Origin of the sequence: Corynebacterium canis (assembly GCF_030408595.1) — a bacterium.
In the GTDB taxonomy this organism is placed as follows: domain Bacteria; phylum Actinomycetota; class Actinomycetes; order Mycobacteriales; family Mycobacteriaceae; genus Corynebacterium; species Corynebacterium canis.
On record NZ_CP047080.1, the window covers coordinates 871,608 to 896,155 of the forward strand.

General features: G+C 61.0%; 23 protein-coding genes. 13 read left to right on the forward strand and 10 right to left on the reverse strand.

The genetic code is table 11. From position 1 onward, the window contains the following. Positions 1-60: 60 nt before the first annotated feature. The gene (locus CCANI_RS03850; RefSeq protein WP_146323961.1) at positions 61-1,539 is read left to right on the forward strand and encodes an NAD-dependent succinate-semialdehyde dehydrogenase; all 1,479 of its coding nucleotides are present in this window, start codon (positions 61-63) and stop codon (positions 1,537-1,539) included. A 1,066-nt stretch (positions 1,540-2,605) separates the two neighbouring features. Here the strand turns inward: CCANI_RS03850 and CCANI_RS03855 are convergent. Both CCANI_RS03855 and CCANI_RS03860 read right to left on the reverse strand, forming a co-directional pair. Continuing rightward, on the reverse strand, positions 2,606-3,250 hold the full coding sequence (locus CCANI_RS03855) for a DUF7822 domain-containing protein (RefSeq protein WP_146323960.1): 645 nt from the start codon (positions 3,248-3,250) through the stop codon (positions 2,606-2,608). A 157-nt stretch (positions 3,251-3,407) separates the two neighbouring features. Further along, a complete protein-coding gene (locus CCANI_RS03860) occupies positions 3,408-3,725 on the reverse strand; it encodes a chorismate mutase (RefSeq protein ID WP_146323959.1) in 318 nt (105 codons plus the stop codon). Between the two features lie 44 nt (positions 3,726-3,769). Here CCANI_RS03860 and CCANI_RS03865 point away from each other — a divergent pair, with 44 nt between their 5' ends. Next, entirely contained in the window at positions 3,770-6,250 is a 2,481-nt protein-coding gene (locus tag CCANI_RS03865; protein WP_146323958.1) for a UvrD-helicase domain-containing protein, read from the forward strand. A gap of 91 nt (positions 6,251-6,341) precedes the next feature. Here the strand turns inward: CCANI_RS03865 and CCANI_RS03870 are convergent, their stop codons facing one another. Next, positions 6,342-7,073: a M23 family metallopeptidase gene (locus CCANI_RS03870; protein ID WP_146323957.1), complete on the reverse strand. Its 732-nt coding sequence runs from the start codon at positions 7,071-7,073 to the stop codon at positions 6,342-6,344. Positions 7,074-7,387: 314 nt separating this feature from the next. On the opposite strand from CCANI_RS03870, the gene CCANI_RS03875 reads away from it, so the two are divergent. The 3 genes from CCANI_RS03875 (at position 7,388) to purH (ending at position 11,194) form a co-directional block, all read left to right on the forward strand. Continuing rightward, the gene (locus tag CCANI_RS03875; protein WP_146323956.1) at positions 7,388-8,851 is read left to right on the forward strand and encodes a cell division protein PerM; all 1,464 of its coding nucleotides are present in this window, start codon (positions 7,388-7,390) and stop codon (positions 8,849-8,851) included. A gap of 31 nt (positions 8,852-8,882) precedes the next feature. Beyond that, entirely contained in the window at positions 8,883-9,464 is a 582-nt protein-coding gene (gene purN / locus CCANI_RS03880) for a phosphoribosylglycinamide formyltransferase (protein ID WP_146324016.1), read from the forward strand. 152 nt (positions 9,465-9,616) lie between these two features. Continuing rightward, positions 9,617-11,194, forward strand: coding sequence for a bifunctional phosphoribosylaminoimidazolecarboxamide formyltransferase/IMP cyclohydrolase (gene purH, locus CCANI_RS03885; protein ID WP_146323955.1), 1,578 nt, complete (start codon positions 9,617-9,619; stop codon positions 11,192-11,194). A gap of 1,107 nt (positions 11,195-12,301) precedes the next feature. Here purH and CCANI_RS03890 read toward each other — a convergent pair. Further along, on the reverse strand, positions 12,302-13,294 hold the full coding sequence (locus CCANI_RS03890) for a putative endonuclease domain-containing protein (RefSeq protein ID WP_146323954.1): 993 nt from the start codon (positions 13,292-13,294) through the stop codon (positions 12,302-12,304). Positions 13,295-13,674: 380 nt separating this feature from the next. Here CCANI_RS03890 and aldA point away from each other — a divergent pair, with 380 nt between their 5' ends. Both aldA and CCANI_RS03900 read left to right on the forward strand, forming a co-directional pair. Then, positions 13,675-15,114: an aldehyde dehydrogenase gene (gene aldA, locus CCANI_RS03895; protein WP_146323953.1), complete on the forward strand. Its 1,440-nt coding sequence runs from the start codon at positions 13,675-13,677 to the stop codon at positions 15,112-15,114. Between the two features lie 50 nt (positions 15,115-15,164). Next, complete coding sequence (locus CCANI_RS03900; protein ID WP_146323952.1) at positions 15,165-16,037, forward strand: HpcH/HpaI aldolase/citrate lyase family protein; 873 nt, start codon at positions 15,165-15,167, stop codon at positions 16,035-16,037. Here the strand turns inward: CCANI_RS03900 and CCANI_RS03905 are convergent. The 6 genes from CCANI_RS03905 to CCANI_RS03930 form a co-directional block, all read right to left on the reverse strand. Next, the gene (locus tag CCANI_RS03905; RefSeq protein WP_146323951.1) at positions 16,034-17,758 is read right to left on the reverse strand and encodes an FAD-dependent oxidoreductase; all 1,725 of its coding nucleotides are present in this window, start codon (positions 17,756-17,758) and stop codon (positions 16,034-16,036) included. The two genes, CCANI_RS03900 and CCANI_RS03905, sit on opposite strands and share 4 nt — an antisense overlap. A 3-nt stretch (positions 17,759-17,761) precedes the next feature. Then, the gene (locus tag CCANI_RS13625; protein WP_146323950.1) at positions 17,762-17,959 is read right to left on the reverse strand and encodes a DUF8730 family Cys-rich protein; all 198 of its coding nucleotides are present in this window, start codon (positions 17,957-17,959) and stop codon (positions 17,762-17,764) included. Positions 17,960-18,061: 102 nt separating this feature from the next. After that, positions 18,062-18,724 carry a TetR/AcrR family transcriptional regulator gene (locus tag CCANI_RS03915; protein WP_146323949.1) on the reverse strand — a complete coding sequence of 221 codons (663 nt, stop codon included), beginning with the start codon at positions 18,722-18,724 and terminating at the stop codon, positions 18,062-18,064. Positions 18,725-18,777: 53 nt separating this feature from the next. Beyond that, the gene (locus tag CCANI_RS03920; protein WP_146323948.1) at positions 18,778-19,701 is read right to left on the reverse strand and encodes a putative nucleotidyltransferase substrate binding domain-containing protein; all 924 of its coding nucleotides are present in this window, start codon (positions 19,699-19,701) and stop codon (positions 18,778-18,780) included. A gap of 124 nt (positions 19,702-19,825) precedes the next feature. Next, positions 19,826-19,999, reverse strand: coding sequence for a 50S ribosomal protein L32 (gene rpmF / locus CCANI_RS03925; protein ID WP_146323947.1), 174 nt, complete (start codon positions 19,997-19,999; stop codon positions 19,826-19,828). Positions 20,000-20,014: 15 nt separating this feature from the next. Then, a complete protein-coding gene (locus CCANI_RS03930) occupies positions 20,015-20,281 on the reverse strand; it encodes a type B 50S ribosomal protein L31 (RefSeq protein WP_146323946.1) in 267 nt (88 codons plus the stop codon). Between the two features lie 646 nt (positions 20,282-20,927). On the opposite strand from CCANI_RS03930, the gene rpmB reads away from it, so the two are divergent. The 6 genes from rpmB (at position 20,928) to CCANI_RS03960 (ending at position 24,544) form a co-directional block, all read left to right on the forward strand. Next, entirely contained in the window at positions 20,928-21,164 is a 237-nt protein-coding gene (gene rpmB / locus CCANI_RS03935) for a 50S ribosomal protein L28 (RefSeq protein ID WP_146323945.1), read from the forward strand. A 3-nt stretch (positions 21,165-21,167) separates the two neighbouring features. After that, positions 21,168-21,332, forward strand: coding sequence for a 50S ribosomal protein L33 (gene rpmG, locus CCANI_RS03940; RefSeq protein ID WP_146323944.1), 165 nt, complete (start codon positions 21,168-21,170; stop codon positions 21,330-21,332). A 3-nt stretch (positions 21,333-21,335) separates the two neighbouring features. Beyond that, complete coding sequence (rpsN, locus tag CCANI_RS03945) at positions 21,336-21,641, forward strand: 30S ribosomal protein S14 (protein ID WP_146323943.1); 306 nt, start codon at positions 21,336-21,338, stop codon at positions 21,639-21,641. Between the two features lie 12 nt (positions 21,642-21,653). Beyond that, the gene (rpsR, locus tag CCANI_RS03950; RefSeq protein WP_146323942.1) at positions 21,654-21,902 is read left to right on the forward strand and encodes a 30S ribosomal protein S18; all 249 of its coding nucleotides are present in this window, start codon (positions 21,654-21,656) and stop codon (positions 21,900-21,902) included. Positions 21,903-22,280: 378 nt separating this feature from the next. Next, positions 22,281-22,973 carry a response regulator transcription factor gene (locus CCANI_RS03955; protein ID WP_146323941.1) on the forward strand — a complete coding sequence of 231 codons (693 nt, stop codon included), beginning with the start codon at positions 22,281-22,283 and terminating at the stop codon, positions 22,971-22,973. Then, positions 22,970-24,544: a HAMP domain-containing sensor histidine kinase gene (locus tag CCANI_RS03960; RefSeq protein ID WP_246118184.1), complete on the forward strand. Its 1,575-nt coding sequence runs from the start codon at positions 22,970-22,972 to the stop codon at positions 24,542-24,544. Before CCANI_RS03955 ends, CCANI_RS03960 begins: the two co-directional genes overlap by 4 nt. Positions 24,545-24,548 lie beyond the last annotated feature (4 nt).

Genomic DNA, 24,548 nt, shown 5'->3' on the forward strand with positions numbered 1-24,548 from the left:
GTTTCATTACAAGTGTTATCTCTTACCCACAGTAGTCCGAGAGCATCTAGTGTGGGGGTCATGGTAAAGCCATCCCAAATCCACTCATTGATTGCGTCCACGCCCAAAGATTTGTTCCTCGCGGGGCGTTGGGCGGCCGCCTCAGACGGCGGAGTGCTGGAGGTACAAAACCCAGCGACAGGGCAAACCCTCGCGCACGTTGCCTCCGCGACTACGGAGGATGCGCACACCGCCTTACGCGCCGCGCTTGACGTCCAGAAAACCTGGGCGAATACTCCGGCGCGACGGCGTTCGGAAATTCTCTATCGTACGTTCGAATTAATACATGCGCATGCCGAGGAATTGGCGCTTTTGCAAACCCTCGAGTTGGGCCGTGCGCTGCCGGATTCGCGGGCCGAAGTGGCGTACGGTGCCGAGTTTTTCCGGTGGTTCGCCGAGGAAGCCGTGCGCATTCGTGGCGACTACCGCGTGAACCCCGCAGGAACAGCTCGAATCCTTGTGCGGCAAGAACCGGTGGGTCCGGTTTTAGCCGTTACGCCCTGGAATTTCCCGCTTGCTATGGGTACGCGCAAACTAGGCCCGGCGTTGGCCGCAGGGTGCACCGTGATTGTGAAACCAGCTTCAAAAACACCGTTAACCATGCTGTTTTTAGCAAGGCTCTTAAAGGAAGCTGGGCTGCCAGATGGCGTTGTCAGCGTGTTACCCTCGGCCCGCGCCGCCCGAATCTCCTCGCTTTTAGACCAGCCCGGGTTGCGTAAACTCACCTTCACCGGTTCTTCGATTGTGGGGCAAAAACTTGCGATTAAAGCGGCGAAGCATTCGCTGCGGGTAAGCCTCGAGCTCGGCGGCAACGCCCCCTATATCGTCTTGCCCGACGCGGATATCGACCTAGCCGCTAAAGAGGTGGCGATCGCGAAGATGCGCGGCGCCGGCCAGGTTTGCATTGCCGCCAATCGATTCCTTGTTCACTCTTCCCTTGCCGACGAGTTCGTACAAAAGGTCGCCGCAGAAATGGCCACGTTTACCCTCGGCCCCGGCTGGGAAGAAGACGTCAATTTCGGCCCACTTTCCGGCGCCGACCAGGTGGAAACCGTGCGCACGCTTGTCGACGACGCGGTGGCCCGTGGCGGGCGGTTAGTGTGGGCCGGGCGCACCCCGGCGTTCGGTCCTGAATTCGAAGGCGGTGCATGGTACCCGGGGGCCGTGTTGATTAATGCCCCCGAATCGTCGCCGATCCACCACGATGAGATTTTCGGCCCGGTGATTAGCGTCACTACCTTTGAGACGGAAGAGGAGGTGATCGCCAAGGCCAATAACACCCCCTATGGGCTCGCCGCATACGTGTTCGGTTCGCCGAATGCTGCGCTGCGAGTCGCCGAATCCCTTGAGGCGGGCATGGTGGCGATCAACCGCGGTGCGCTTTCCGACCCAGCAGCTCCCTTTGGTGGCGTGAAAGAATCCGGCATCGGCCGCGAAGGTGGATTCGAAGGCATTCACGAATTTCTCGAAACGAAATACATCGCCCTGCCCTTGGACTAACCCCATCGCTTTTGCGCGCTCACTGCATTACCCACTGAATCGCTACCTGCACCACCCGCCGAATTTGCCTCGCCTGCTAGGTTTGAGACGCCTGCCGAATCTGCCTCGGGCTACCTGCATTCAGTGGGCCCTTCAGCCAAACCGATAGGTTGTGCACCGTACATGAAGTTTTTTACACACGAAACGCCGATTTTGTGTAATTTTCATCATCTGGGGCCGCCCAGTGCCGCCAGCGCGATATTTTTTACACAGATTTCGGGATTTTGATGTAAAAAATATCGGTAGACACCGTTCAACTCTGGCCGCGCTAATAAGTTGTGTACGCCCTACCATATCAAAATGCCGCGTTTTTCGAAACTTGGCCATAGTCTACCAAGGGTAGCGGACTTCGGGTCCTTAGAGGGGCTGCTACTGCGTTTGTTTCAATTGGTCAAAATATATGGCTTCATATCTGTCACTGGGCCGGAAACGATGCGCCCAGAATTGGGGTTGGTGGGCGCCGGGCTGACGGCGATTTTGTGGAGTTTCTAGTCTCGCCAAACTTCCGAACCCAGCCTTGGCGCGAACCGCCGCCACACAAATAATCTGCTATGAATTCATCTCTTTCACTGAAACCCTTCCCGGATTGTGGCGCAGGCTAGGCAGAAGTGCGGGTTGGATCGAGTCGGGTTTGGCGCGCGGCGGCGGACCATCGGTGATGACGACACAATCTGGCCCGTCGTCGGGCTATTGGCCGGCGGTGGGGGTAGGTCGCGTACTTCACATGAAGTTTTTTACACACGAAACGCCGATTTTGTGTAATTTTCATCATCCGGGGCCGCCCAGGGCCGCCAGCGCGATATTTTTTACACAGATTTCGGGATTTTGATGTAAAAAATATCGGTAGACATCGTTCAACTCCAGACATGCCAATAAGTTGTGTACACCCTACCATATCAAAATGGCGCGATTAACGGAACTTGGCCATAGTCGACCAAGGGTAGCGGGTTTCAAGGCCTCAGCTGGGCTGCTATGGCGATTCGGGATTTGGGGTATTTATCGCGTGTGATCAGTTCCAACCGCCAAGCTACGGAGTTTGGGCGCCGTCGGGCTTGTCGGTTTGGGCGTCCTCGGGGTTTTTGAATTGGAAGAAGAGAACATCGCTCCACGTGCCGAACCCAAGGGAGTAGAAAAGATCTTGGGCGGACCGGTAAGGTTCGAATTCGCCGGACTCCCACGTTTTAATAACGCGTTCGATGTCCCCGTCGACGGTGTTTACTGAATTGAAGAGATTGTCCGCCTCCCGCTCGAAGTCGGCGAGGCCGTCGCAGACCAGCTCAAATACTTCGCCGGGCTCCATCCGGAAATGCGTGCACCCTGAGAAACGCTCGTCAAACAATTCCTTGCGGGTTCCAGCAAATTCTTCCGCTACGAAGTCTTCGGGCAAGTGCAGGTTTTTGCTGTTTACCTCGGCGAAGCGCTCCATAAACCGAAGGAGTGCTTCGCGGCCTTCCGTAAAGGAGGCGCGAATGGCAATCGGGCCGACGAATTCGCCGGTGTCCTCGTCTTTTTGGTTGTCGCCGTGAATGGCCGAAGAAACGCGCTCCGCGCGCACGCTGCAGAGCAATTGGTAGGCTAGCGGAATGCCGCTGCTGAATTCGCCGACGGAAATGATTGCTGTGGTGCCATTTTCGCGGGGACGTTCGGCATAAAGGTACGTGCGGTTCGCCATAATTAAGGCCTTCCTGTCTTGCGAATAGGGAAGTACTTGGACAGCTTAAAAGAGGCTAAGCTCTCCGCGTACCAAGCGTAGCAATATTATTGGCCGCGCGTTTCCGCAATGCCACCAAACCGGAGTAATTTCCCATACAAATGGGCACCCGCAGCACCTACCCCAAGCGACCGCGGCCTAACCGGAGGAGGGCGTTCGCTAGGGCGGGGCCTTCGGGGCCGAGCTCTTCGCGGAACTGGTTGATAATCGCAACTTCGCGCGTGTGTACGAGCCGCGTCCCGCCGGAACCCATCCGGGTCCGCCCGATAGCCTGGGAGATTTCGGTCCTTCGCTTCACGGCATCTAGGATTACGCGGTCCAACCGGTTGATTTCCTCACGGTATTGTTGGATTTCCGCGTCGGAGAGCGGGTCGTCGGTGCCGCTCGGCATGCGGATTTCAAAGTCGCGGGCGGCCGAAGATTGCGTGTCGTTCATACCGAACATTTTGCCACGTTCGTGTGGGGTAGTTTGGAACCATTATGAGCACGCATGAATCCTCACCTTTTCCCAGTACATCACCCACTTCCGCAAGCGCGCACCCAACGCACCCCACACCCCAAGCTCACCAAGCGCATCCAACGCACCCCACACCCCAAGCCCACCCCACACCCCCAACGAACCCAGCGCAAACTTTAGTGGCCGGCCTGAACCCCCAGCAGCGGGCGGCGGTGGAGCACATTGGCGCACCGTTGTTGATTGTGGCGGGCGCGGGCTCCGGCAAGACGGCGGTGTTGACGCGCCGTATAGCGTATCTGCTTGGCTGCCGCGGCGTGCACCCGGGCCAGATTTTGGCTATTACCTTTACTAATAAGGCGGCGGCGGAGATGCGCGATCGCGTGGCGGACCTTGTGGGGCCCGTCGCGGAGCGCATGTGGGTGTCCACGTTTCATTCCACGTGTGTGCGGATTTTGCGGCAGCAGGCGAAGCTGGTCCCCGGCCTCAACACGAATTTCACTATTTATGATGCGGACGATTCGAAGCGCCTGCTTTCCGGCATCGTCAAGGACCTGGATTTGGACGCCCGGAAGTTCACGGCGCGTGGGCTCGCGGCGGCGATTTCCGCTTGCAAGAACGAGTTGATTTCGCCAGCGGATTCGATGGCGCAGGCGACGCAGACGCGGAACCCGTGGGAGTTGACCGTCGCCAAGGTATATAAGGTGTACCAGCAACGGTTGCGCGCGGCCAACGCCGTGGATTTCGACGATTTGATCGGGGAAGTGGTCGGCGTATTCACGCGGCACCCGGACGTCGCGGAATATTATCGACGCCGCTTCCGCCACGTTCTCGTCGACGAATACCAGGACACGAACCACGCCCAATATATGTTATTGGCGTCGCTCGTGGGCACCGCTGACCAGGGGAAACAGGTTCCGCCGAGCGAGTTGTGCGTGGTGGGTGATGCCGATCAATCTATCTATGCGTTCCGCGGCGCAACCATCCGCAATATCGAGGAATTCGAACGTGATTACCCACAGGCGCGCACCATTGTATTAGAACAGAATTACCGTTCCACGCAGACGATTTTGTCGGCGGCGAATGCGGTGATTGCGCAAAACCAGAACCGGCGCGAGAAGAAGTTGTGGACGGCGCTGGGGGAGGGCGAACCGGTAATTGGTTATGTTGCGGACAACGAGCACGATGAGGCGCAATTTGTCGCCTCCGAGATTGATTCGCTGGTGGACCAGGGGCGTTCCTTTAGCGATTTCGCGGTGATGTACCGCACCAATAATTCTTCCCGCGCGCTCGAGGACGTGTTCATTCGAACGGGCATTCCCTACAAAGTGGTGGGTGGCACTCGCTTCTATGAGCGGAAGGAGATCCGCGATATCGTCGCCTACCTGCGCGCATTAGAAAACCCGGACGATTCGGTATCGCTTCAGCGCATTATTAATACGCCCCGCCGCGGCATCGGCGATCGCGCGCTTGCCGCCGTAAACCTGCACGCGCAGCAGCAAGGCATTAGTTTTGGTCAGTCGCTTCTCGACGCCGCGGCCGGCAACGTGGAGCTCTTGGCCCCGCGCAGCAGCAAGGCAATCGCACGCTTTGTCGAGATGATGGATGGGTTGCGGGACACTATCGTCGAGCACACGGACCAAGACACGGGCCTCACCGATATCGGGGCGGTGGTCGCGGCCGTGCTGGACGTCACCGAATACCGCGCGGGCCTAGAGAATTCAAACGACCCGCAGGACGGCGCCCGCCTGGATAACCTTAACGAGTTGGTGTCCGTGGCCCGTGAGTTCTCCTCAGAGGCGACGAACCGCCTCGCCTATGAGGAAGGTAGCGAAGCTGCTCCCGCCGGGCTCCAGGCCTTTCTGGAGCGCGTTTCGCTGGTGGCTGACGCGGACCAGCTACCTGAGGAAGGGCAGGGCGTGGTCACGCTGATGACGCTGCACACCGCGAAGGGCTTGGAATTCCCCGTGGTATTCCTGACGGGCTGGGAGGACGGCCAATTCCCGCACCAGCGCGCACTGGGCGAACCGCAGGAACTCGCGGAGGAACGCCGCCTCGCGTATGTTGGCATCACGCGCGCCCGCCAACGCTTGTACCTTACGCGCGCCTTAATCCGCAGCTCCTGGGGCGATTCCACGGCCAACCCCGCATCGCGCTTTCTCCAGGAAATCCCTGAGCACCTGGTGCAATGGCGGCGTGAGGAACCTCAATTCCCAGGCTACGACACCGGCGGCGACACCGACTGGCCGCCGCTGGAGTGGGGCGCGCCCGCGTTCCGACAGCCGAAACCGCGTGCGCAGAAATCCCGGCTGCCCAAAGCGGCGAGCCGCACCGGCGGCAGCCTCGTGCTCAACGTGGGCGACCGCGTCAACCACGAAAAATACGGGCTCGGCTCCGTGATCGAATCCCACCCGGGCAGCCCGGCGGCCACGGTGACCATCGATTTCGGCTCTGCGGGAACTGTTCGGCTGATGCTCATCGGCAATTTACCCATGGAAAAGCTCTAATCCAGCCTGCGGGCACCCTCCGCCTTACCGCGGGCACGCGGAAGCGACCTCGGACACCTGAGGAAGGAGGAGGTCGCTACTTAGCGGAGATTTAGACGTTGATGCCACGTGCCGCAAGCCACGGCACAGGGTCAACAGCGCTTTGGCCGTCCGGGTGGATCTCAAAGTGCAGGTGCGGGCCGGTGGAGAACCCACGGTTGCCCATGCCTGCGATCTTCTGGCCAGCAACCACGCGCTCGCCCACGGAAACGTCCAATGTTTCCATGTGGCCATACACAGAAATAGCGCCGTCATCGTGGCGGATCCGGATCCACTGGCCGTACCCGGAAGCCGGGCCGGAGTCGATCACGGTGCCATCCATGACGGCGTTGATTGGGGTGCCAACAGCGTTCGCGATGTCGATCCCGTTGTGGAAACTCCCCCAACGAGGACCGAAGGGCGAGGTGAAGCTGCCAGATGCGGGAAGTGCGGTCTGGGGCGCCCGTGCTGCCTCATCAGCGGCGGCACGTTCAGCGTTGAACTGAATTGCCTTGTTTAGCTGATCGGTGAGGTTTGCCACCGGCTTGAATTCCGCAATAGCCAGAATCTGTGGTGCTGCCTCGCTGGAGCCAAGGGCGGTATCCGAGGTGAGCTGATACTCAGGCGTTTGGGTCACCGTATCTGGTTGCGTCGCGTGCGCCGCTGCAGCGCCGCCAACACCTGCGGTGGAGACTGCGCCGGTCGCCATTGCGACCATCGCGACCCGGCTCTTTGTGCCGGTAGATACGGTCTGCTTGCGGTGCTGCCCGCCAGACCGACCCGACCGCCGATGAGTCGTGTTCATCTAGATTTCTCCCTGTCGCATGAGCCACAATCGCAATTTGTGACCATTCCGTTACTAACAGGTTTCGATGATAACGGTTCGATCTACTACGGGCAACCCAGTGAGTTATCAAAGTTACTGATGTGACCAACGGCGCGTAATTTAACTGGATTTCAGGTGCCCTGGGGGTGTTGGGGGTGGGTCCCCCAGATGCGCCCTAGATAGTGGCAAAGTAAGCATCGATGAATAGAAAGAATAGCCCACAGCAACGCGACCGCAGAAGCCCTAAAACACGGGGCAGTGGCCGCAATTCTAGGTTGCGGACAACCCATCGTGTGCCACGTACCGATACCACGCAAGCGCAGCCGCCAAAACAGGCCGAACCGCAACTCAAAGATCGCCTAAAAGCGACTTTGGTCACAATTGTGGTTCCGGTAGCCATAACGATACTGATTTTGGTCGGTGCGGCGCTCGCCGGACTGATGTTTACCGAGACTTCCTTGGTGGCATTGCCGGCCACCGTGGCGCAATCCTGGCTCGCCCTTAACCTAGTGCCGGTATCAGGCGAACGTGCGAGCGTAGGCATCCTCCCGCTTGCCCCCGCACTACTGTTCGGTTGGGTGATGGCGCGGCGGGTTTACCGTTCCGTAAAAGACCGCGTGAGCATGTTTGAGCTGCAACTCCTTGCATTGTGCACGGTGGGAATTCCGATTTTGCTGACCCTAACCGCTGTGGCCATGCTTTACGACGCCTCCTCCGTCCTCCCCGTCAAACCCCCTTCGCTCGGAGAAGCGATTGTGCGCACCCTAGTGATGCACCTTTGCGTGTTAGGTTGCGGCATGGGGCCCAGGTTGTGGCGCGCCCTTGCCCGCCGCATCGCCATCCCCGGCACGATTGTCGACGCCGCGCTCTTCGCCCTCAGCTACCTCAAATGGCTCGCACTCGCCGGCGCCGCCACCGTGGTGATTTCCCTCGCCTTCCATTGGCAGACGTTGAGCGAGCTTATGCGGCACTTTTCGACGCCCGGTGCGGCGGCGGGCGTCGTCACGCTCAGCCTGCTGTACCTCCCGAACGCCGCCATGTTCGCGGCGGCCGTGCTCCTCGGCTCCGAATTCCATATCAGCGACGGCGCAGTCTCCCTGTTTAGCGCCCACCTGGTGCCGCTCCCGCCCATGCCGCTCTTTGCCGCCGTGCCCGCCAGCGTGGTGCCTTGGGCGTGGGTGCTGCTGGTGATCCCGCTGGTCATCGCCGCCGTGCTCGCGTACCGACGCATGGGCAACACCGACCAACCCATCGCCGAATTCGTCGCCGCCGGTGGCTTTATCATGCTGTTTACCGCCATCGCCGTGTACCTGGGCAGCGGTACCCTCGGCGCTTTCGGGCACGTCGGCTCCTTGGTGTGGCTGACCTCCTGCCTGGCCGCGCTTTTCCTTACCGGCACCTCCGTATTGGCCGTGGTGGTGCATCGCGTCCTCGGGCCGAAATTCGAGGAAGATGCCGCGGATGCTGCGGAATCGGAGGACAATATAGAGGAAAAAACCACGCGGGAAGCCCGCCGCGCGAAGAAGGCTGCGGACGCCGAACCGGAGGCTGCGGCGGCGGGCGCGGACTCGAACGCAGGGGCGGACGTGGCAGATGCGGCAGACCCCGACACGGAACCGGATGTGGAACCGGATGCGGGCTCCGCTGAGGACACCGCTGCCGACACCGCTGCCAATTCTGCCGAAAAACCGGACGCGGATGCCGAGGCGGGCGGAGACGAGCCGGCCGATTCCAAGGACACAACCCAAGGCGGCTAGACTTTCTGGGGTGAGCAACCAATGCGCACCAATGAATGTGGTGATCCTCGTTTCCGGTACTGGCACTTTGCTGCAATCCATAGTCGCGGCGCAGGGAGAGTCGTACCGGGTGGTCGGCACGGTTGCGGACAAGGATTGCCCGGCGGTGGAGCGGGCCCGGCAGGCGGGGATCCCCACTACGGTGGTCGCCTTCGCGGAGCAACCTGACCGCGCCGCCTGGAACCTCGAATTGGCCGCGGCCGTGGCCGGCTACAACCCAGACCTGGTGCTATCCGCCGGTTTTATGCGGATCCTCGGCCCGGGCTTCTTGGAGCGGTTTCCGAACAAAGTGATCAATACGCACCCGGCGTTATTGCCCTCCTTCCCCGGTGCCCACGCGGTGCGCGACGCCCTGGCCTACGGGGTGAAGATCACCGGCTCGACCGTGCACCTTGTGGACGAAGGCGTGGACACCGGCCCGATCATTGCGCAGGCTGCGGTGGATGTCCTCCCGGAGGATTCGGAGGCGACCCTGCACGAGCGCATCAAAGTGGCCGAACGCCAACTCATTGTGGACGTGTTGCGCGCGCCCGGCGTGTATGGTGTCGGCGGCGTCGATAAGCGTGGTGCGTAGGGTGCGCGGCGCTGGAGTTTGCCCGTGTGCAGCAATATTGGTGCTTCCATAGAACGTTGGATGCATTAAAAGGGGATTGCTATGTAAGTAGTTGCAGGCATTAAGATCGTCGATGGTGAGAACTAACAAATAATGAAAGGGTTGCACTGTTTATGAGCACCGACCGCAAGGCAATTCACCGCGCCCTTATTAGCGTTTATGACAAAACGGGGCTTGCAGACCTTGCCCGCGTCTTGCACGCTGCGGGTGTGGAAATCGTCTCCACTGGGTCCACGGCCGCCACGATCGCGGAGCTCGGCATTGAAGTCACCCCGGTGGAAGAGCTCACCGGTTTCCCGGAATGCCTGGAAGGTCGCGTGAAAACGCTGCATCCGCGCGTTCATGCGGGCATCCTCGCCGACACGCGCAAGCCAGAGCACCTCGATCAGCTCGGCGAGCTTAACGTCGAACCTTTCGAACTGGTCGTGGTAAATCTTTATCCGTTTACGCAGACGGTGGCCTCGGGCGCGGACTTCGACGCGTGCGTCGAGCAGATCGATATCGGCGGGCCGTCCATGGTGCGCGCCGCCGCGAAGAACCACCCTTCCGTCGCCGTCGTCGTGGACCCAGAAAAATACGGTGATATCGAGCTCGCCCTCGAGGCCGGCGGATTCACCCGCGCAGAACGTACCGCATTGGCTGTCGACGCCTTCCGCCACACCGCTTCCTACGATGTCGCCGTGGCTACGTGGATGGGCGAAAGCCTGGAAACCGGGGATCACGCCGAATTTCCGGATTGGATCGGCGGTACGTATAGCCGCGCGAACACCCTGCGCTACGGGGAAAACCCGCACCAGCGGGCCGCGCTATACACCGAGCACGGCAAGCAGGGATTGGCGCAGGCCAAGCAGTACCACGGCAAGGAAATGAGCTACAACAATTACACGGATTCGGACGCCGCTTGGCGGGCGGCATGGGATCACGAGCGTCCGTGCGTGGCCATTATCAAGCACGCCAACCCGTGTGGCATTGCCGTGTCCGATGATTCCATCGCCGCCGCCCATCGAGCCGCACACGCGTGCGATCCGGTGTCTGCGTACGGGGGCGTGATCGCCGCGAACCGCGAGGTAAGCGTCGCTATGGCGGAGCAGGTCTCGGAGATCTTTACCGAGGTGATCATCGCACCTTCGTACGAAGAGGGTGCGGTGGAACTGTTGTCCCAAAAGAAGAACATCCGTGTGCTTGAGGTTGCGGCGCCGAACCGCGAGTGGGCCGAGGGGCGCGAAATCTCCGGCGGCCTGTTGTTGCAGCAACGCGACTTTATCGACGCCGAGGGTGACAACCCAGAGAACTGGACCCTTGCCGCTGGCGAGCCCGCCTCCCCCGAAACCCTTGCCGAACTTGAGTTCGCTTGGCGAGCCGTACGTGCGGTGAAGTCCAATGCGATCGTCCTTGCGAAAGATGGCGCCATTGTGGGCGTAGGCATGGGCCAAGTCAATCGTGTCGACGCCGCGAAACTCGCCGTCACCCGCGCAAACACCCTCGCCGGCGACGAACAACGCGCCACCGGAGCGGTCGCAGCATCCGATGCTTTCTTCCCCTTCGCCGACGGCTTTGAAGTCCTCGCCGAAGCAGGGGTTCGTGCCGTGGTGCAACCCGGCGGTTCCATCCGTGACGCCGAAGTAATCGCCGCCGCGAACGCCGCCGGTGTGACCATGTATCTCACCGGCGCCCGCCACTTCGCCCACTGACCTCGGCGCTAGCGCGCAGGCGGCGCGTAATCGGGGGGACCTTTAAGGGTCTATTCACGGGGCTTGTTTTGACTAAACGGGAACGCTGCCCGCACTGCCTGCCGTTGCAGATGTGCCTGAGGCAGATGTAACACGGCCGTTTTGCGTTCCTGCGGAAACACCATCGCGCGACGACCGGCGTGTCGAATCTGCCTGACCGGGAGAATCGTCGGCCCTGAGCGCGGAAAATTCCGGCCCCCAACTCGCCACATCACCTGGTGTGGTGGTGCGGATCTGCCTGCGTTTCCTGCCGTGTCAGATCTGCTTGAGGCAGATTCGTCACGGCCGCATTTCCGCAGGAAAACTCGGCCCAAAAACCAGGCAGATCCGGCGCGGCCAGGCAGATGTGACATAGCTGGACAGCTGTCAGGCAGATTCTGCGTGGCTGGCGAGTGCGGACTTTGGTGGTTCACAATCGATGTCGTTCCAGCGTGGGTGCAGCGGCCGTGACCAATCGCCGACAAAAATGAGCTGCCCCCAGCGGCATGGCGGGGTGGTGGAGAATCTGCCTGCCTTTCCACCCCGCGTCAGATCTGCCTGAGGCATATTCGTCGCGGCCGCGTTTCCCCAGGAAAACTGGGCCGAAAAATCAGGCAAATCTGGCGGAGCCAGGCAGATGTGACCTGGGTGGACCGCGGCCAGGCAGATTGTACGAGGCTGTTGGGTGTGGGCTTCGGTGGTTCACAATCGATGTCGTTCCAGCGTGTTCGAGTCGTCCGTGACCTCTCGCGTGCAGCAGTGCGTTGCACCCAGCGGCCTTTTGTTGGTGTGTTGTGCAGGATCTGCCTGGTTTTCCTGCCGTGGTAGATGTGCCTGAGGCAGATGTAACGCGGCCGCATTTCCGCAGGAAAACTCGGCCCAACAATCAGGCAAATCTGGCGGAGTCAGGCAGATGTGACGGGGCCGGACCGCGGCCAGGCAGATTGTTCGTGGCTGGGGAAAGGGGGCGCTTCAACGTGGGGGTTACAGGGGTGTGGTGGGCGCGCAGCAACGAGGCGGGTCGGTAAACAAGCCGCAGTACTGGGGTGGTGCAGCGAGGATTCGGCCGTGAGAATTCGGCGTGAGGATTCAGCCGTTCGGATTCGCGTCGGGTTTTGGCGTGTGTGTGGTGTTGGTTTCGGCGCGGTGGATGGCGCGGCGCAGGGTGGTGATCAGTTCGCGGGGTTTGTTGAGTAGTCCGTGGGTGATACGTAGTGGTTCCCAGCCGAGTTCGCGTAGCCGGATTAACACTTTGGCATCGTAGTCACGTTGGCAACGTTGGAGGTGGTGGGCACCGTCGTAGAATAAACCAACGCGGATATCGGGCCAGCCGGAATCAAGCACGGTGAGCAGGGGTGAGCCGTCGTCGACTAGCGCACCGGAATCATAGATCGGGATTTGCACCTCCAGGTGCGCGCGCAGCTGCTCGGCAATCAACCGCAACACGGTTTCCGGGGGCGACTGGGCACCCGTGCGGGACAGGTTCAACAGTTTTTTCAGCTGGCGGGCGCTGAAGATATTGCGGGCGATGTCGCGCACCAGCTGGAAGTTTAGTGTGGTGCATGCGCGCAGTGCGTCGATGAGTTGGATGGCGCGGACTTCCCAGTTAGCAAGGTTGGGTACTTGGTAGACCCACCAGGAGTGGCGGTCGCGCTGCAGATCAATCAGGCAATCCACCAGGGCGTATTCGGGGGCGACGACCTGCATGCCGGGTAGTTCTTGATCCGGTGTCCATACCCTGGTGCCTGGCCGTAGCCTGCGGCGGGTGGCGTCGAACACGCTGTGGCTGCGTTGGAAATTACTGGCCACATGTACGGTGATGTGGGCGTCATCCACCCAGTACTTCAGCCCGGCGTAGGCTGCGGCGGCCCAGCCGCCGATAATGACATTCGGGGTTTGGGTGAAATGCGCCCGGGCCCGCAGCATGATCGGGGCGGCAAACCCCAGACGTTGCGGGTGATACCGCGAACCCCACTCCACCTCCCGGGAAGCACGACAGTACCCACGCGGCATGGCAAGCCTGCGAGTGATGTTGATGAAAGAGGTATCAAGCAATTTGGTGCGACGCTGAAACAAACCCATAGCACCAGTGATAACCCCAAAACGGCACAAAACCCAGGGTTTTCCAGACACGCCCCGCCAACCTGTGGATAACTTGAAACTATCCACAGGTACGTAGGGTTTCAGTGGTAACAAGGTGGCACCCAGCACGGCGAACGGGTACAATGCCGTCCACCACTGCAGGGGAAATGGTACGGCGCTACTCAGTGAATGATGTCGCTTATATATAGGTGTAAATCGAGGTGGCAGTTAAGGCAGCGCGATGGGGGGAGGGATTTGTGAAATATCGCACGCTGCATATGAAGTGCTGGCTAAGATTTGGGGTGGACCAGCGCTGATGCGAACCATCCTTATTCCCCTAGCTTTTGGCTCGTGAACCGACGAGCAGGAAAGGCCCCTCGATGATTACGTATGAGAACTTTATTCACGGCAAGTTTGTCGCCAGCCCGGACACCATGGAGGTGACCAACCCTTCCACCGGGGAGGTGTTGGCGCTCGTCCCGAAGTCGGATGCTGCGGTGGTGGATGCTGCGGTGGCTGCGGCTCGCAAGGCGCAACCGGCCTGGGCCGCCCTGACCAATACGGAACGCGCGGGATACCTCACCGCGTTGGCCACCAAGCTGCGTGATCATGTGGAGCGTTTCGCCACCTACCTGGTGGAAGAGCAAGGCAAGGTCCGCGCCTTGGCCGAGGTGGAAGTGCGGTTTACGGCGGACTACTTCGACTATATGGCGGGCTGGGCGCGCCGCATCGAAGGGGAAGTGATCCCTTCCGATCGTCCGGGCGAAACCATTCTGCTTACCTACCAGCCGCTCGGCGTGGTGGCGGGTATCCTGCCGTGGAACTTCCCGTTCTTCCTGATCGCCCGCAAGATGGCCCCGGCGCTGCTCACCGGCAATACCATTGTGGTTAAGCCAAGTGTGGAAACTCCCATCAATGCGTTCGAATTCTGCAAGCTCGTCGAAGAAGTTGGGCTGCCTGCGGGTGTGTTCAATATGGTCGGCGGGTCCGGAAGCGTGGTCGGTGAGGCCCTGACCACGCATCCCGATGTGGACCTCGTGTCCATGACAGGTTCCGTGGGCGTCGGCCGCCGCATCATGGAATCGGCGGGCAAGAACCTCACCCGGGTGAACCTTGAGCTCGGCGGCAAGGCTCCGGCGATCGTGCTCGCCGATGCGGACCTAGACCTCGCGGCCACCGCCATTTGGAACTCACGTGTGATCAACACCGGCCAGGTTTGCAACTGCGCCGAGGTGGTCCTCGTCGAAGAATCCGTCCACGATGAATTGCTGGAAAAGCTGGTGGGCAAGATGGCCGGCACCAAGTACGGCGACCCCTCCCGGGTCCTAGACCTGGACATGGGACCGCTGATCACCGCCGGTGCCCTGGATAAACTCGATGAGATGATCGAGCAAGCCGTGGCGGCCGGGTGCAAGGTGGAAACGGGCGGAAGTCGCGCCGTCGATAAGGGGGAGGGTAATTTTTATCAGCCCACCGTGCTGTCGGGCGCCACGGCGGACATGGAAATCGCGCGTGAGGAAATCTTCGGCCCGGTGCTGCCAGTGGTGAAGGTCGCGGACTTGGAGGAGGCGATTGCGATCGCAAATGCGTCCCAATACGGGTTGACCAGCTCCGTGTTTACCAATGATCTGAACAAGGCGCTCAAGGCGTCGCGCGAACTCCTGTACGGGGAGACCTATATTAACCGCGAGAATTTCGAGGCGATGCAGGGCTTCCACGCTGGGCGTCGTAATTCCGGCATCGGCGGCGCGGACGGCAAGCACGGCCTGATGGAGTATGTGGAGACGCACGTCACCTATATCCAAACCTACGATAAGTAAGGGCGCGAAAAGCGCATGATGAGGGGTGCGTCCTAGGCATAATCGGAACTATGAATCAGACGCACCACCTTATCGTTGGACCCGCAATTTTGTTCGCACCCGCGAATCGCCCGGAGCTGTTTGCAAAGGCCGCCGCGAAGGCGGACATGGTGATCCTAGACCTTGAAGACGGCGCTGGGAATTGTTCGCGGGAGCAGGCGCGGGCGAATATCCGCACGTCCAACCTTGACCCGGCTCGAACGATTGTTCGCGTGTGTGGGCCGACGGATCCCGGGTTTGCGGAAGACGTGGCCATGGTCCGCGAAACCGAATACACGCTGGTCATGGTGCCAAAAGTGTATGATGAAATCCCCGCCGAGCTCGCCGGGTTCCAAGTGATTGCCATGGTGGAAACCCCGCAAGCAGTTGTGAACCTTGCGGCGATAGCGAAGCACCCGAGCGTGGTCGGCCTGTTCTGGGGCGCGGAGGATCTCACCGTGCTGCTAGGTGGCACGCATTCCCGGCTGCAACCCGACGAGGGGGCGCCCAGCGATCGCCTGGGGCCGTACCGCGATCCCATGCGCCTCACCCGCGCACTTATGCACATACATTCGAGCGCCGAGGGGAAGTTTTGTATCGACGCCGTGCACTCAGATTTCCGCAACCCTCAAGGTATGCTCGCCGAGGCTATCGACGCCGCGCGCTCCGGGTTTGCGGGAAGCGCCTGCATCCATCCCAACCAGGTTCCCCTTGTGCGCAAGGCGTATCAACCGGAACCTGGCCTGGTGGAATGGGCGCGCAAAGTGGTGGCGGCGGCCGCGGATTATCCCGGTGCGTTTCAGCTGGAGGGCGAAATGGTTGACGCCCCGCTGATCAGCCAGGCGCACCGGGTGCTCGCCTTGGCGGAGGTGCTTGCCGAAGGCGAGGACTCGGCGGCTCGCTAGTGCTTACCGGCGCGCTTGGTGGGATTGGCCATATAGTCGAGCGCTAGTCGGCCATCCGCCCAGGTGAGGTAGCCGCCATCGAGGTTTGCGGCGGTGATCCCGTGGCTGCGCAGCAGGCGGGCGGCGACATGGCCGCGTTGCCCGACGCGGCAGGTCACAATGACCTTTCCGTCCTTGGCTAGGTTGCGGATTTCGTCGATGTTTTCGCGCATCTCGTCGAGGGAGTAATTGACGGCGCCGGGCATCGGGTCCGTCTTTGTTTCGCCCGGGGTGCGCACATCGATAAGGGGGACGCCATCAGCCATGAGTTGTTGCAGCTCGTGCCATTGGACGGCTTCGTCGCCGGTGGCGCGGTTTTCATTGATCATGCCGAGCAGGGCGACGGGATCCTTGGCGGCACCGAATTGTGGCGCGTACGCCAGTTCGAGGTCGGCGAGGGCGCTGGCGGTGATCCCGCCGGTAATGGCGGTGGCGATGACATCGATGCGCTTATCCACGCCTTGGCCGCCCACGCCCTGCGCGCCGAGAATCGCATCTGTGTTCGGATCGACGAGGAGTTTGAGGGTCATGCCTTCGGCGCCTGGGTAGTACCCGGCGTGGTTGATCGGGTGCGAGTGGATCGCCCGGTACGGCCGGCCCTTGGAACGCAGCCGCGTTTCGGTCCAGCCGGTCGTCGCCGCGACGGTATCGAAAATGCCTATAATGGCGGTGCCCAGCACCGGCTGGGTGGTTACCTCGCGGCCGGCCAAGACATCGGCGACGATGCGGCCGTGGCGGTTGGCGTTCTGGGCCAGCGGCAAGGGGACGGGGGCGTCGGTGATAAAGTCCCGCTTGGTCACTGCGTCGCCAAGCGCATAGATGTGCGGATCGCTGGTGCGGCAATATTCGTCGATGACGATAAAGCCGCGGGCGTCATGCTTGAGGCCAGCGTCGATGGCGAGGTGGGAATCCGGGGTCACGCCGATCGCCGTAATCACGATATCTGCGTGGATCGTATGTTCGGTCTCCGGGCGGCCTTCCGCGGCCGCGGTGCGGGCGGTGACGGAATCCTCGCCGATCTCGGTGACCAGCGTATCAGTAAGCACGTGAATGCCATGCTCCTCCATGGTGCGGCGCACCCGGGCGGCCATCTCTGGGTCAAGCTGCGTCATGATCTGCGGCGCGGCCTCCACCAGCGTGATATCGAGGCCTCGGCGGGCGAGGTTTTCGGCCACCTCCACGCCGATAAAACCGCCGCCGATCACCACGGCCGCATCGTTGTCGGGGTGGTGTTCGCCAGCCAGGGCATCGACGCGCTCCTTGATGCGGTCTAGGTCCTCCACCGTGCGCAATGCAAACCCGCGTTCGATCCCGGGGATCGGCGGTGTGTTCGGGCGGGCACCGGGGGCCAGCACGAGGTCATCGTAGGTCCAAACCTTGTCCTCGCCGGACTCCAGATCGCGCACCACAACGCTGCGCGCTGCCGGGTCGATGCTTAAGACCTCGTGGCGGACGTGCACGTCGATATTGAAGCGGGCGCGCAGGGATTCCGGGGTTTGCAGCAGCAGCGAGGAGCGCTCGGGAATCACCTCGCCGATATGGTACGGCAGCCCGCAATTGGCAAAGCTGACATAGCCGGAACGTTCGAAGATTACGATCTCGCGGGATTCGTCATTGCGGCGTAGGCGGGTGGCGGTAGACATGCCGCCGGCGACCCCGCCGACGATGATGGTGCGTGTCATGGATTATCGTCCTCCAAAAAGCGCGCCCAAGAAGCCACCACTCCGGCGTGCGGGTTGCGCGGCCGCGGCTTCTGCAGAGCTAGTGGGTTTGTGGTGGCAGCGTTGGGATTCCGGAACCGACGCCATCACTTGGTCAATGTGACGGCCGCAGCCGGTCCACGTCGTCTTTTTACAATCCGGGCAAGTGGTTGCACGACACATTACAGGAACCTCCTGGTAGGTTTTCAGTACTGTAGCTAATCAGTGCACTTCAGCCGGGTTATATTCCCACAGCCCCGAAAACTACCTCACATTGGGGGTTATTTATACCGTGCCAATGAGTTCGAGGCAACGCTCCACGCGCTGCTCGGGGAGGGGGGCGCCGAGCACGGCCAGCGCGGCGTCGGCAAGCATTATCGACGTCTCCGGTAGCACACCTGTTTGCAGGGGTACGGGCACGGTGCCATCGTTGGGGCGCATCTCCACAACACTTTGCGCGATAAGGAAGGGCAGGTCAAGGCGGGGATCATCGGCATCGGTCAGCGCGGCGGCGAGCCTACGATAGGTGTCCTTCAGCTCGCGACGCTGCCGGTGAAACTCTGCGAAATCGTCAGAATTTGCTATTGGCAATTGGTAGAGGCGGCCGACGTTCCACCGCGTGGAAAGCAGCAGGCGGGACTCGGCCGCCACGAGCGCCCACAGCTGGAGCGGGGCATCCGCATCGGAGGACATGAGGCGTTCGGCAAGCTCGGTGGACGGTGCCACTGTGGAATTCAGCAGCGTGAGAAAGATCTCCGTCTTCGACGGGAAATGGTAGTACAGCGAGGCTTGCCTAATGCCCACGGCTTCGGCGATTTGATGGGTGGATGTGGTTGCGAAACCGCGCGTGGTGAACAGCTCCGCGGAGGCATCGAGTATTTCGTCGCGGGCGGTATCCCCACGACGTCGCGGGCTCTGCTTCCGCGGACGACCAACTGCTCCAGCCATAGAGGCGGCACGCTTCCTTCCTGCACCTGCCGTCAGGCGCTTGACGAACGATCTTACGCTGCAATGTTGTGCCGGGCTGCCACGGCCCGTGTCACGTCGGCAACCGCGCGGCACGAGGCGCCGAACGTGGAGCGCTGCAACGGGGGCATGTCCTCCAGGTGGGTAACGCGCCCGCCGAGCCCGGACATCCAGCGTTGCAGCCGCAGCGCATGCCCGGCGTGCCAGGCCTCCGCCAGCGTGGTCGCCTCCTCCCACGAAAGTACGTTCGCTCGCCGAGCATGTTCGAGGCGTTCGAATGTTTGTGCGCCGGGGTAGCCGGCCGCCAGCCCCGCCCAGCGGGTGAGGCGCGTGAGCGGGTAGAGTAGGTCGCGCGGGACGTCGATTTCCACCTTGCGATCGGGCAGCCCGCCGTTGACACGCAGTGCCGGGGGCTTATGTAGCACTACTTGCTTGAGTAAACACGCCGCAGTATTGCTTGTCGACGTCGCGTCCACCACCGCTTCCGCGAACTCACCGCCCGCATCGTAGAGCCAGCCAAGCGCCTGGCTATCTTCATGGATACAGGCCTCATGGATGCGATCCCGCCATTGGGCGCGGGTAAAGGCCGGATATGGGGAGGGGAGAACCACACAACCCACCCCGCGCATCAGTTCGATTATCGGGCGGGTGTCCGGCACATTGTCGTCCCGCTCGAGCACGGTGAGCCACGTGAGTGGTGAGGGAGGCAGGGCGTCGTCACGCGCGGCGGCACCGGTAAGCGTGAGTGTGCCGCCGGGGGCGAGGGCGTGGGCGGCCGGGGACTGCAAAGCGGCGCGCAACAAAGCCGAATACCAGCCCGCAATCGCAGTGGCATCCGTGGCATGATCGGCGGCGTTACGCGCCAAATCAGCGGCTTCCGCCAGCACACCGCGCAAGGTGGGCGCGTCCTGGCACAGAGGCGCCTGTTCGGCGAGGTCGATCAAAGAAGAATGCAACACGTGGTTAAACTTATCGCACGATCCGCGGCAGCTGAAAACTCGCCCGGAAGGGACGGGCACAAGCAAAACAGCGCGACGCTAGCTAAACGCTAGTATCGCGCTGCGAAACGACGAGAGCGAGAACTTAGAACTGCTCGACCTCAACCAGACCCAGCTGCGCGGCCTTAACAAGGCGACGCGGGATCAGGTGGGTGCGGCCGTCGATCTTCACTTCCTGGAGGGCGACATTGCGGGCCTTCCACTGGGAACGACGGTGATGGGTGTTAGCCCGGGACATGCGGCGCTTTGGAACTGCCATGTCTTATTCCCTCCTTTAAGCTTTCTTGGTGCGGCGTGCGCGGTTGCCGTAGCGGCGCTGGAACTTCTCAACACGGCCAGCGGTGTCCATAACACGCTGAGCGCCGGTCCAGAAGGGATGCGACTCGCTGGTGACATCAACGACGATCAGTGGGTACTCGTTGCCGTCCTCCCACTGCACGGTGCGATTGCTCTTCGCGGTGGAACGGGTTAGGAACTTGTGACCCGTGCCCGCATCCTGAAAGACCACCGGGTGGTAGTCGGGGTGGATATCCTTCTTCATTCTCATCCCTAAAGATCAAGTACTAGTGCTTCTCGGCGTGCTGGGCGCTGTCGGTCGGGAAACCCCTCCTGGAAACCGAAGGTGCCCGCAAGCCACGAAGCCGCTAAAACGAGGCAACGAGGACCAATCAAGACACGCCACCGACCGCACGCCGTTACCACTATTCGTGGTGGGGGCGCGCAGTCACGTACGCATCGCAGAATCCTACAACGTAGACCGCCGAAACTCGAAATCCCGCAGCCACAGCCTAGCTCGCCAGTGCGAATAGGTGGCGCTGGCGAGTAAGGAACAGCCGGAATAAGTTCGACCGTTCAAGCGTAGTGGCTAGCCCCATGCGAACGCAAAAGCCGTGCACTATGTACGCCGCCCGCGCACTATATTGAGGTATCAAGCGCGGGCCGTATGCCGCGCGGCTGCGTTAGGGCCGGGAGGCGGGTTGCGCGCGGTGAGTTCGCGGTGAGTTCTTGAGCGGGCGATTAGGTAAATCGCAGGAAACCAGGTAGGGTGTTCCCTTGCTGTTGTCGAAGTATTCGTTTTCGCCCCGTCAGCTGGCATGGCCGCGCCCCGAACACATACTTGTGTGGTTTTGTTTGGTGCGGCTGCGGCCATTGCGATGATGTGGGCGGCTAGGAGAAAGTTAAAGTCCATGTCGGCTATTTGCCAGGTCACGGGACGCAAGCCGGGTTTCGGCAAGTCCGTCTCGCACTCGCACCGACGCACGAACCGCCGTTGGAATGTCAACGTGCAGCGTCGTAAATTCTATCTGCCCTCCGAGGGCCGTACCATCACCCTGACCGTGTCCACCAAGGGCCTGAAGGTGATCGACCGCGACGGTATCGAGTCCGTCGTTGCCAAGATCCGCGCACGTGGGGAGAAGGTCTAACAGATGGCACGTAACGATATCCGCCCGATTATCAAGCTGAAGTCTACGGCTGGCACCGGTTACACCTATGTCACCCGCAAGAACAAGCGAAACAACCCTGACCGTATGACCCTGCGGAAGTACGATCCGATCGCCCGTAAGCACGTCGAATTCCGCGAGGAGCGATAATCCATGGCTAAAAAGTCTAAGATCGCCAAGAACGAAAAGCGCAAGGAAATCGTCGCCCGCTATGCGGCGCGCCGCAACGAGCTCAAGGCAATCATCAAGAACCCGAACACCTCGGACGAGGATCGCCTCGACGCTCAGTTCGAGCTGAACCGTCAGCCCCGCGACGCCTCCCCGTCCCGCGTGCGCAACCGCGACGCCGCCGACGGCCGTCCCCGCGGCTACCTCCGCAAGTTCGGTTTGTCTCGTGTTCGCGTCCGCGAAATGGCTCACCGCGGTGAGCTGCCGGGCGTTCGTAAGTCCAGCTGGTAAAAGGGAGTTGTAATGAAGCGCACCAATTTGAAGAAGGCGCGGATGGAGCAGTCCCGCCGCCCCAAGAAGAACCCGCTCAAGGCTGAAGGCATTGAGAAGGTGGACTACAAGGACGTCAAGACCCTTCGTCTGTTCATCTCCGATCGCGGTAAGATCCGTTCCCGTCGCGTCACCGGCTTGACCCCGCAGCAGCAGCGCCAGGTTGCCGCCGCCGTCAAGAATGCCCGCGAAATGGCACTCCTGCCGTTCACCAGCCGTTAAGCACAGCTGGATTTGGGACGAACACCACGCTAACAGCGCAGCCGCCGTGCTGGGTGCCCAGACACTTTCCGGGTGTAGGGTATTCGGTACGCCGTGGCAGTACTAGCCCCGCCTTTGCATCACAATGCAAGGCGCGGGCTTTTGCTATTTGTGTTCCCGTATTGCCTTGCAATTTGAAACCTGAGAATGATGTGGTGATTCATCACCAACTAAGAATAATGTGTTTTATACACAATAATGGGGGAGTCTGAGAAAGAACATTTCGCGGCCTGACATTAGCTTTGGGCTGGGCCTACATGTTCCTAAGGGGGTGTTTTCTTATCGTTTCTTCGGGTATACATCAGCACTTTGTGGGGGAACATGTGCAAAATAGTGGGTATGAAGATTCTTGTTGTAGATGACGAGCAAGCTGTTCGCGAATCGCTGCGGCGTTCGCTGAGCTTCAATGGATATGATGTCACCCTTGCGGATGACGGCGCGGCGGCATTGGAAGCAATTGAACGTGATCAACCTGATTTGGTCATTCTGGATGTCATGATGCCGCGCATGGATGGGCTCGAGGTGTGCCGCAGCCTCCGCTCCACCGGCGACGATCGCCCGATTTTGGTGCTCACCGCTCGGGATGGTGTGTCCGACCGCGTCGCAGGCCTGGACGCCGGCGCTGATGACTATCTGCCTAAGCCCTTCGCCCTTGAGGAGCTGCTGGCGCGTGTCCGCTCCTTGCTCCGCCGGGCCGCCGCCGAGGGTATCGGCACCAACACCAACACCGAGCTGGCTTTTGAGGATCTTCGCCTGAACCCGGATACGCGTGACGTGACCCGTGGGTCCCGTCCGATCAGCCTGACGCGCACGGAGTTTGCGCTGTTGGAGCTGCTTATGGCCAATCCGCGCCGCGTGCTCAGCCGCTCGCACATTCTGGAGGAAGTGTGGGGCTATGATTTCCCCACCTCCGGCAATGCGCTTGAGGTGTATATCGGTTACCTGCGGCGGAAGACGGAGGCGGAAGGTGAGCCGCGTCTGATTCACACCGTTCGTGGCGTTGGCTACGTGCTGCGGGAGACCGCACCGTGATTCTCCGTACGCCGCCTTCCGGTGAGTTCACCAATCCGGAAGGCGGCTCGCAGACGCCCGCTCATTTGGGCGGGTTGTCGTCACCAACGAGCCTTTCGCTGCGTTTTAGGCTGGCGCTGGTCACAGCCTTGATGGTTGCGATTGCCGTGATTTTGGTGACGATTGTCGCCTTTTTCTCAGTGAGCTCTTCATTGAGCAGATCTGTGGATCGAGGATTAGAGGAGAAGGCCAATTCGCTGCTGTATAACAGCTTCGACCCTAACTTTGTGATTAGCCCTGGCCCGGAACTGGCTTCGTTTAAGTCTTATAATCCCGAGATTCGGGTGGCGTATTTTGCGCCCGGCTCACCGACCGGCGTTGGTGATCCGATTCAGGTCGTCGACGAGGTGGACGTGCTTACCGGCGCCAAGGAGATGACCGTACGCACCAATGGTTCCGAACGCATTTTGGCTAAGAACAACGAGGCTGGCGCGACGGTGATTTTGGCCCAAGACCTGCAGAGCATGCACGATCTCACCCGTTCGCTTGGCGTGATGCTGACCCTCGTCGGTGCCGTCGGCGTGCTGGCCGCGCTGGGAACAGGTATTGGCGCGGCGTCGGCAGGCTTGCGGCCGGTAAACCGCTTGCAGGACGCCGTGAATTACGTGGCGCGTACCGACGACCTGCGCCCCATACCCGTGCAGGGCAACGACGAGCTCGCGCGTCTTACCAGAGGTTTTAACGATATGCTTGCCGCGTTGCAGGCCTCGCGAACCCGGCAAACGGAGCTGGTCGCGGACGCCGGGCACGAATTGAAAACGCCGCTGACAAGCCTGCGCACCAATGTGGAGCTGTTGATGATGGTGAACTCATCAAACGGGGCGTGCATTTCCGAATCGGACCGGCGCGACCTAGAGCGAGACGTAATCGCGCAGATCGACGAGATGTCAACGCTTATCGGCGACCTGGTGGACCTCGCCCGCGAGGACGGGCCGCAGCAGGTGGTGGAGCCGCTGGATCTTGGCGAATGCATGGAAACCTCGCTGGAGCGCGTGAAGCGCCGCCGCCCGGATGTGAGCTTTGAGGTGAAGACCATTCCGTGGACCATGTACGGTGACCCGTTTGCCCTTGGACGGGCGACGCTGAACCTGATGGATAACGCGGCGAAGTGGTCGCCGCCCAATGGTGTGGTGCGCATTGCTATGCGCCAGCTTTCGGATAATTCGGTGGAATTGACCTTTGCGGACTCCGGCCCGGGCATCCCGGTGGAGGACCGTGAGAAAGTGTTTGAGCGTTTCTATCGGTCTATCCAGGCGCGCTCCATGCCGGGCTCCGGCCTCGGTCTAGCAATTGTGAAGCAAGTGATCGTGCGGCATGCGGGTACCATCGTGGCGGAGGAATCCGATGACGGTGGCGCTTTGATGCGGGTCACGTTGCCGGGCGCCCGCGCAGACGGCGCAACCGATGTGGAAGACGATGACGCGGGCGAAAAAGCAGCAGCGGAAGAACCGTCGAGTTCCCCTCGCGGACACGGGAGCCGAAAAGACTTTTTCGCACAGTTGTGGGAGAAACGCTCGCAGCTGAAACATTAAGGGG

Bases quoted from the DNA above. Each gene is read 5' to 3' on its own strand.
- rpmB (WP_146323945.1), top strand. From the start codon at position 20,928: ATGTCGGCTATTTGCCAGGTCACGGGACGCAAGCCGGGTTTCGGCAAG.
- CCANI_RS03930 (WP_146323946.1), bottom strand. From the start codon at position 20,281: ATGAAGAAGGATATCCACCCCGACTACCACCCGGTGGTCTTTCAGGAT.
- CCANI_RS03915 (WP_146323949.1), bottom strand. From the start codon at position 18,724: ATGGCTGGAGCAGTTGGTCGTCCGCGGAAGCAGAGCCCGCGACGTCGT.
- rpsN (WP_146323943.1), top strand. From the start codon at position 21,336: ATGGCTAAAAAGTCTAAGATCGCCAAGAACGAAAAGCGCAAGGAAATC.
- CCANI_RS03900 (WP_146323952.1), top strand. From the start codon at position 15,165: ATGAATCAGACGCACCACCTTATCGTTGGACCCGCAATTTTGTTCGCA.
- CCANI_RS03865 (WP_146323958.1), top strand. From the start codon at position 3,770: ATGAGCACGCATGAATCCTCACCTTTTCCCAGTACATCACCCACTTCC.
- rpmG (WP_146323944.1), top strand. From the start codon at position 21,168: ATGGCACGTAACGATATCCGCCCGATTATCAAGCTGAAGTCTACGGCT.
- CCANI_RS03955 (WP_146323941.1), top strand. From the start codon at position 22,281: ATGAAGATTCTTGTTGTAGATGACGAGCAAGCTGTTCGCGAATCGCTG.
- purH (WP_146323955.1), top strand. From the start codon at position 9,617: ATGAGCACCGACCGCAAGGCAATTCACCGCGCCCTTATTAGCGTTTAT.
- rpmF (WP_146323947.1), bottom strand. From the start codon at position 19,999: ATGGCAGTTCCAAAGCGCCGCATGTCCCGGGCTAACACCCATCACCGT.
- CCANI_RS03860 (WP_146323959.1), bottom strand. From the start codon at position 3,725: ATGAACGACACGCAATCTTCGGCCGCCCGCGACTTTGAAATCCGCATG.
- aldA (WP_146323953.1), top strand. From the start codon at position 13,675: ATGATTACGTATGAGAACTTTATTCACGGCAAGTTTGTCGCCAGCCCG.
- purN (WP_146324016.1), top strand. From the start codon at position 8,883: ATGAATGTGGTGATCCTCGTTTCCGGTACTGGCACTTTGCTGCAATCC.
- CCANI_RS03870 (WP_146323957.1), bottom strand. From the start codon at position 7,073: ATGAACACGACTCATCGGCGGTCGGGTCGGTCTGGCGGGCAGCACCGC.
- CCANI_RS03905 (WP_146323951.1), bottom strand. From the start codon at position 17,758: ATGACACGCACCATCATCGTCGGCGGGGTCGCCGGCGGCATGTCTACC.
- CCANI_RS03850 (WP_146323961.1), top strand. From the start codon at position 61: ATGGTAAAGCCATCCCAAATCCACTCATTGATTGCGTCCACGCCCAAA.
- CCANI_RS03855 (WP_146323960.1), bottom strand. From the start codon at position 3,250: ATGGCGAACCGCACGTACCTTTATGCCGAACGTCCCCGCGAAAATGGC.
- CCANI_RS03890 (WP_146323954.1), bottom strand. From the start codon at position 13,294: ATGGGTTTGTTTCAGCGTCGCACCAAATTGCTTGATACCTCTTTCATC.
- CCANI_RS13625 (WP_146323950.1), bottom strand. From the start codon at position 17,959: ATGTGTCGTGCAACCACTTGCCCGGATTGTAAAAAGACGACGTGGACC.
- rpsR (WP_146323942.1), top strand. From the start codon at position 21,654: ATGAAGCGCACCAATTTGAAGAAGGCGCGGATGGAGCAGTCCCGCCGC.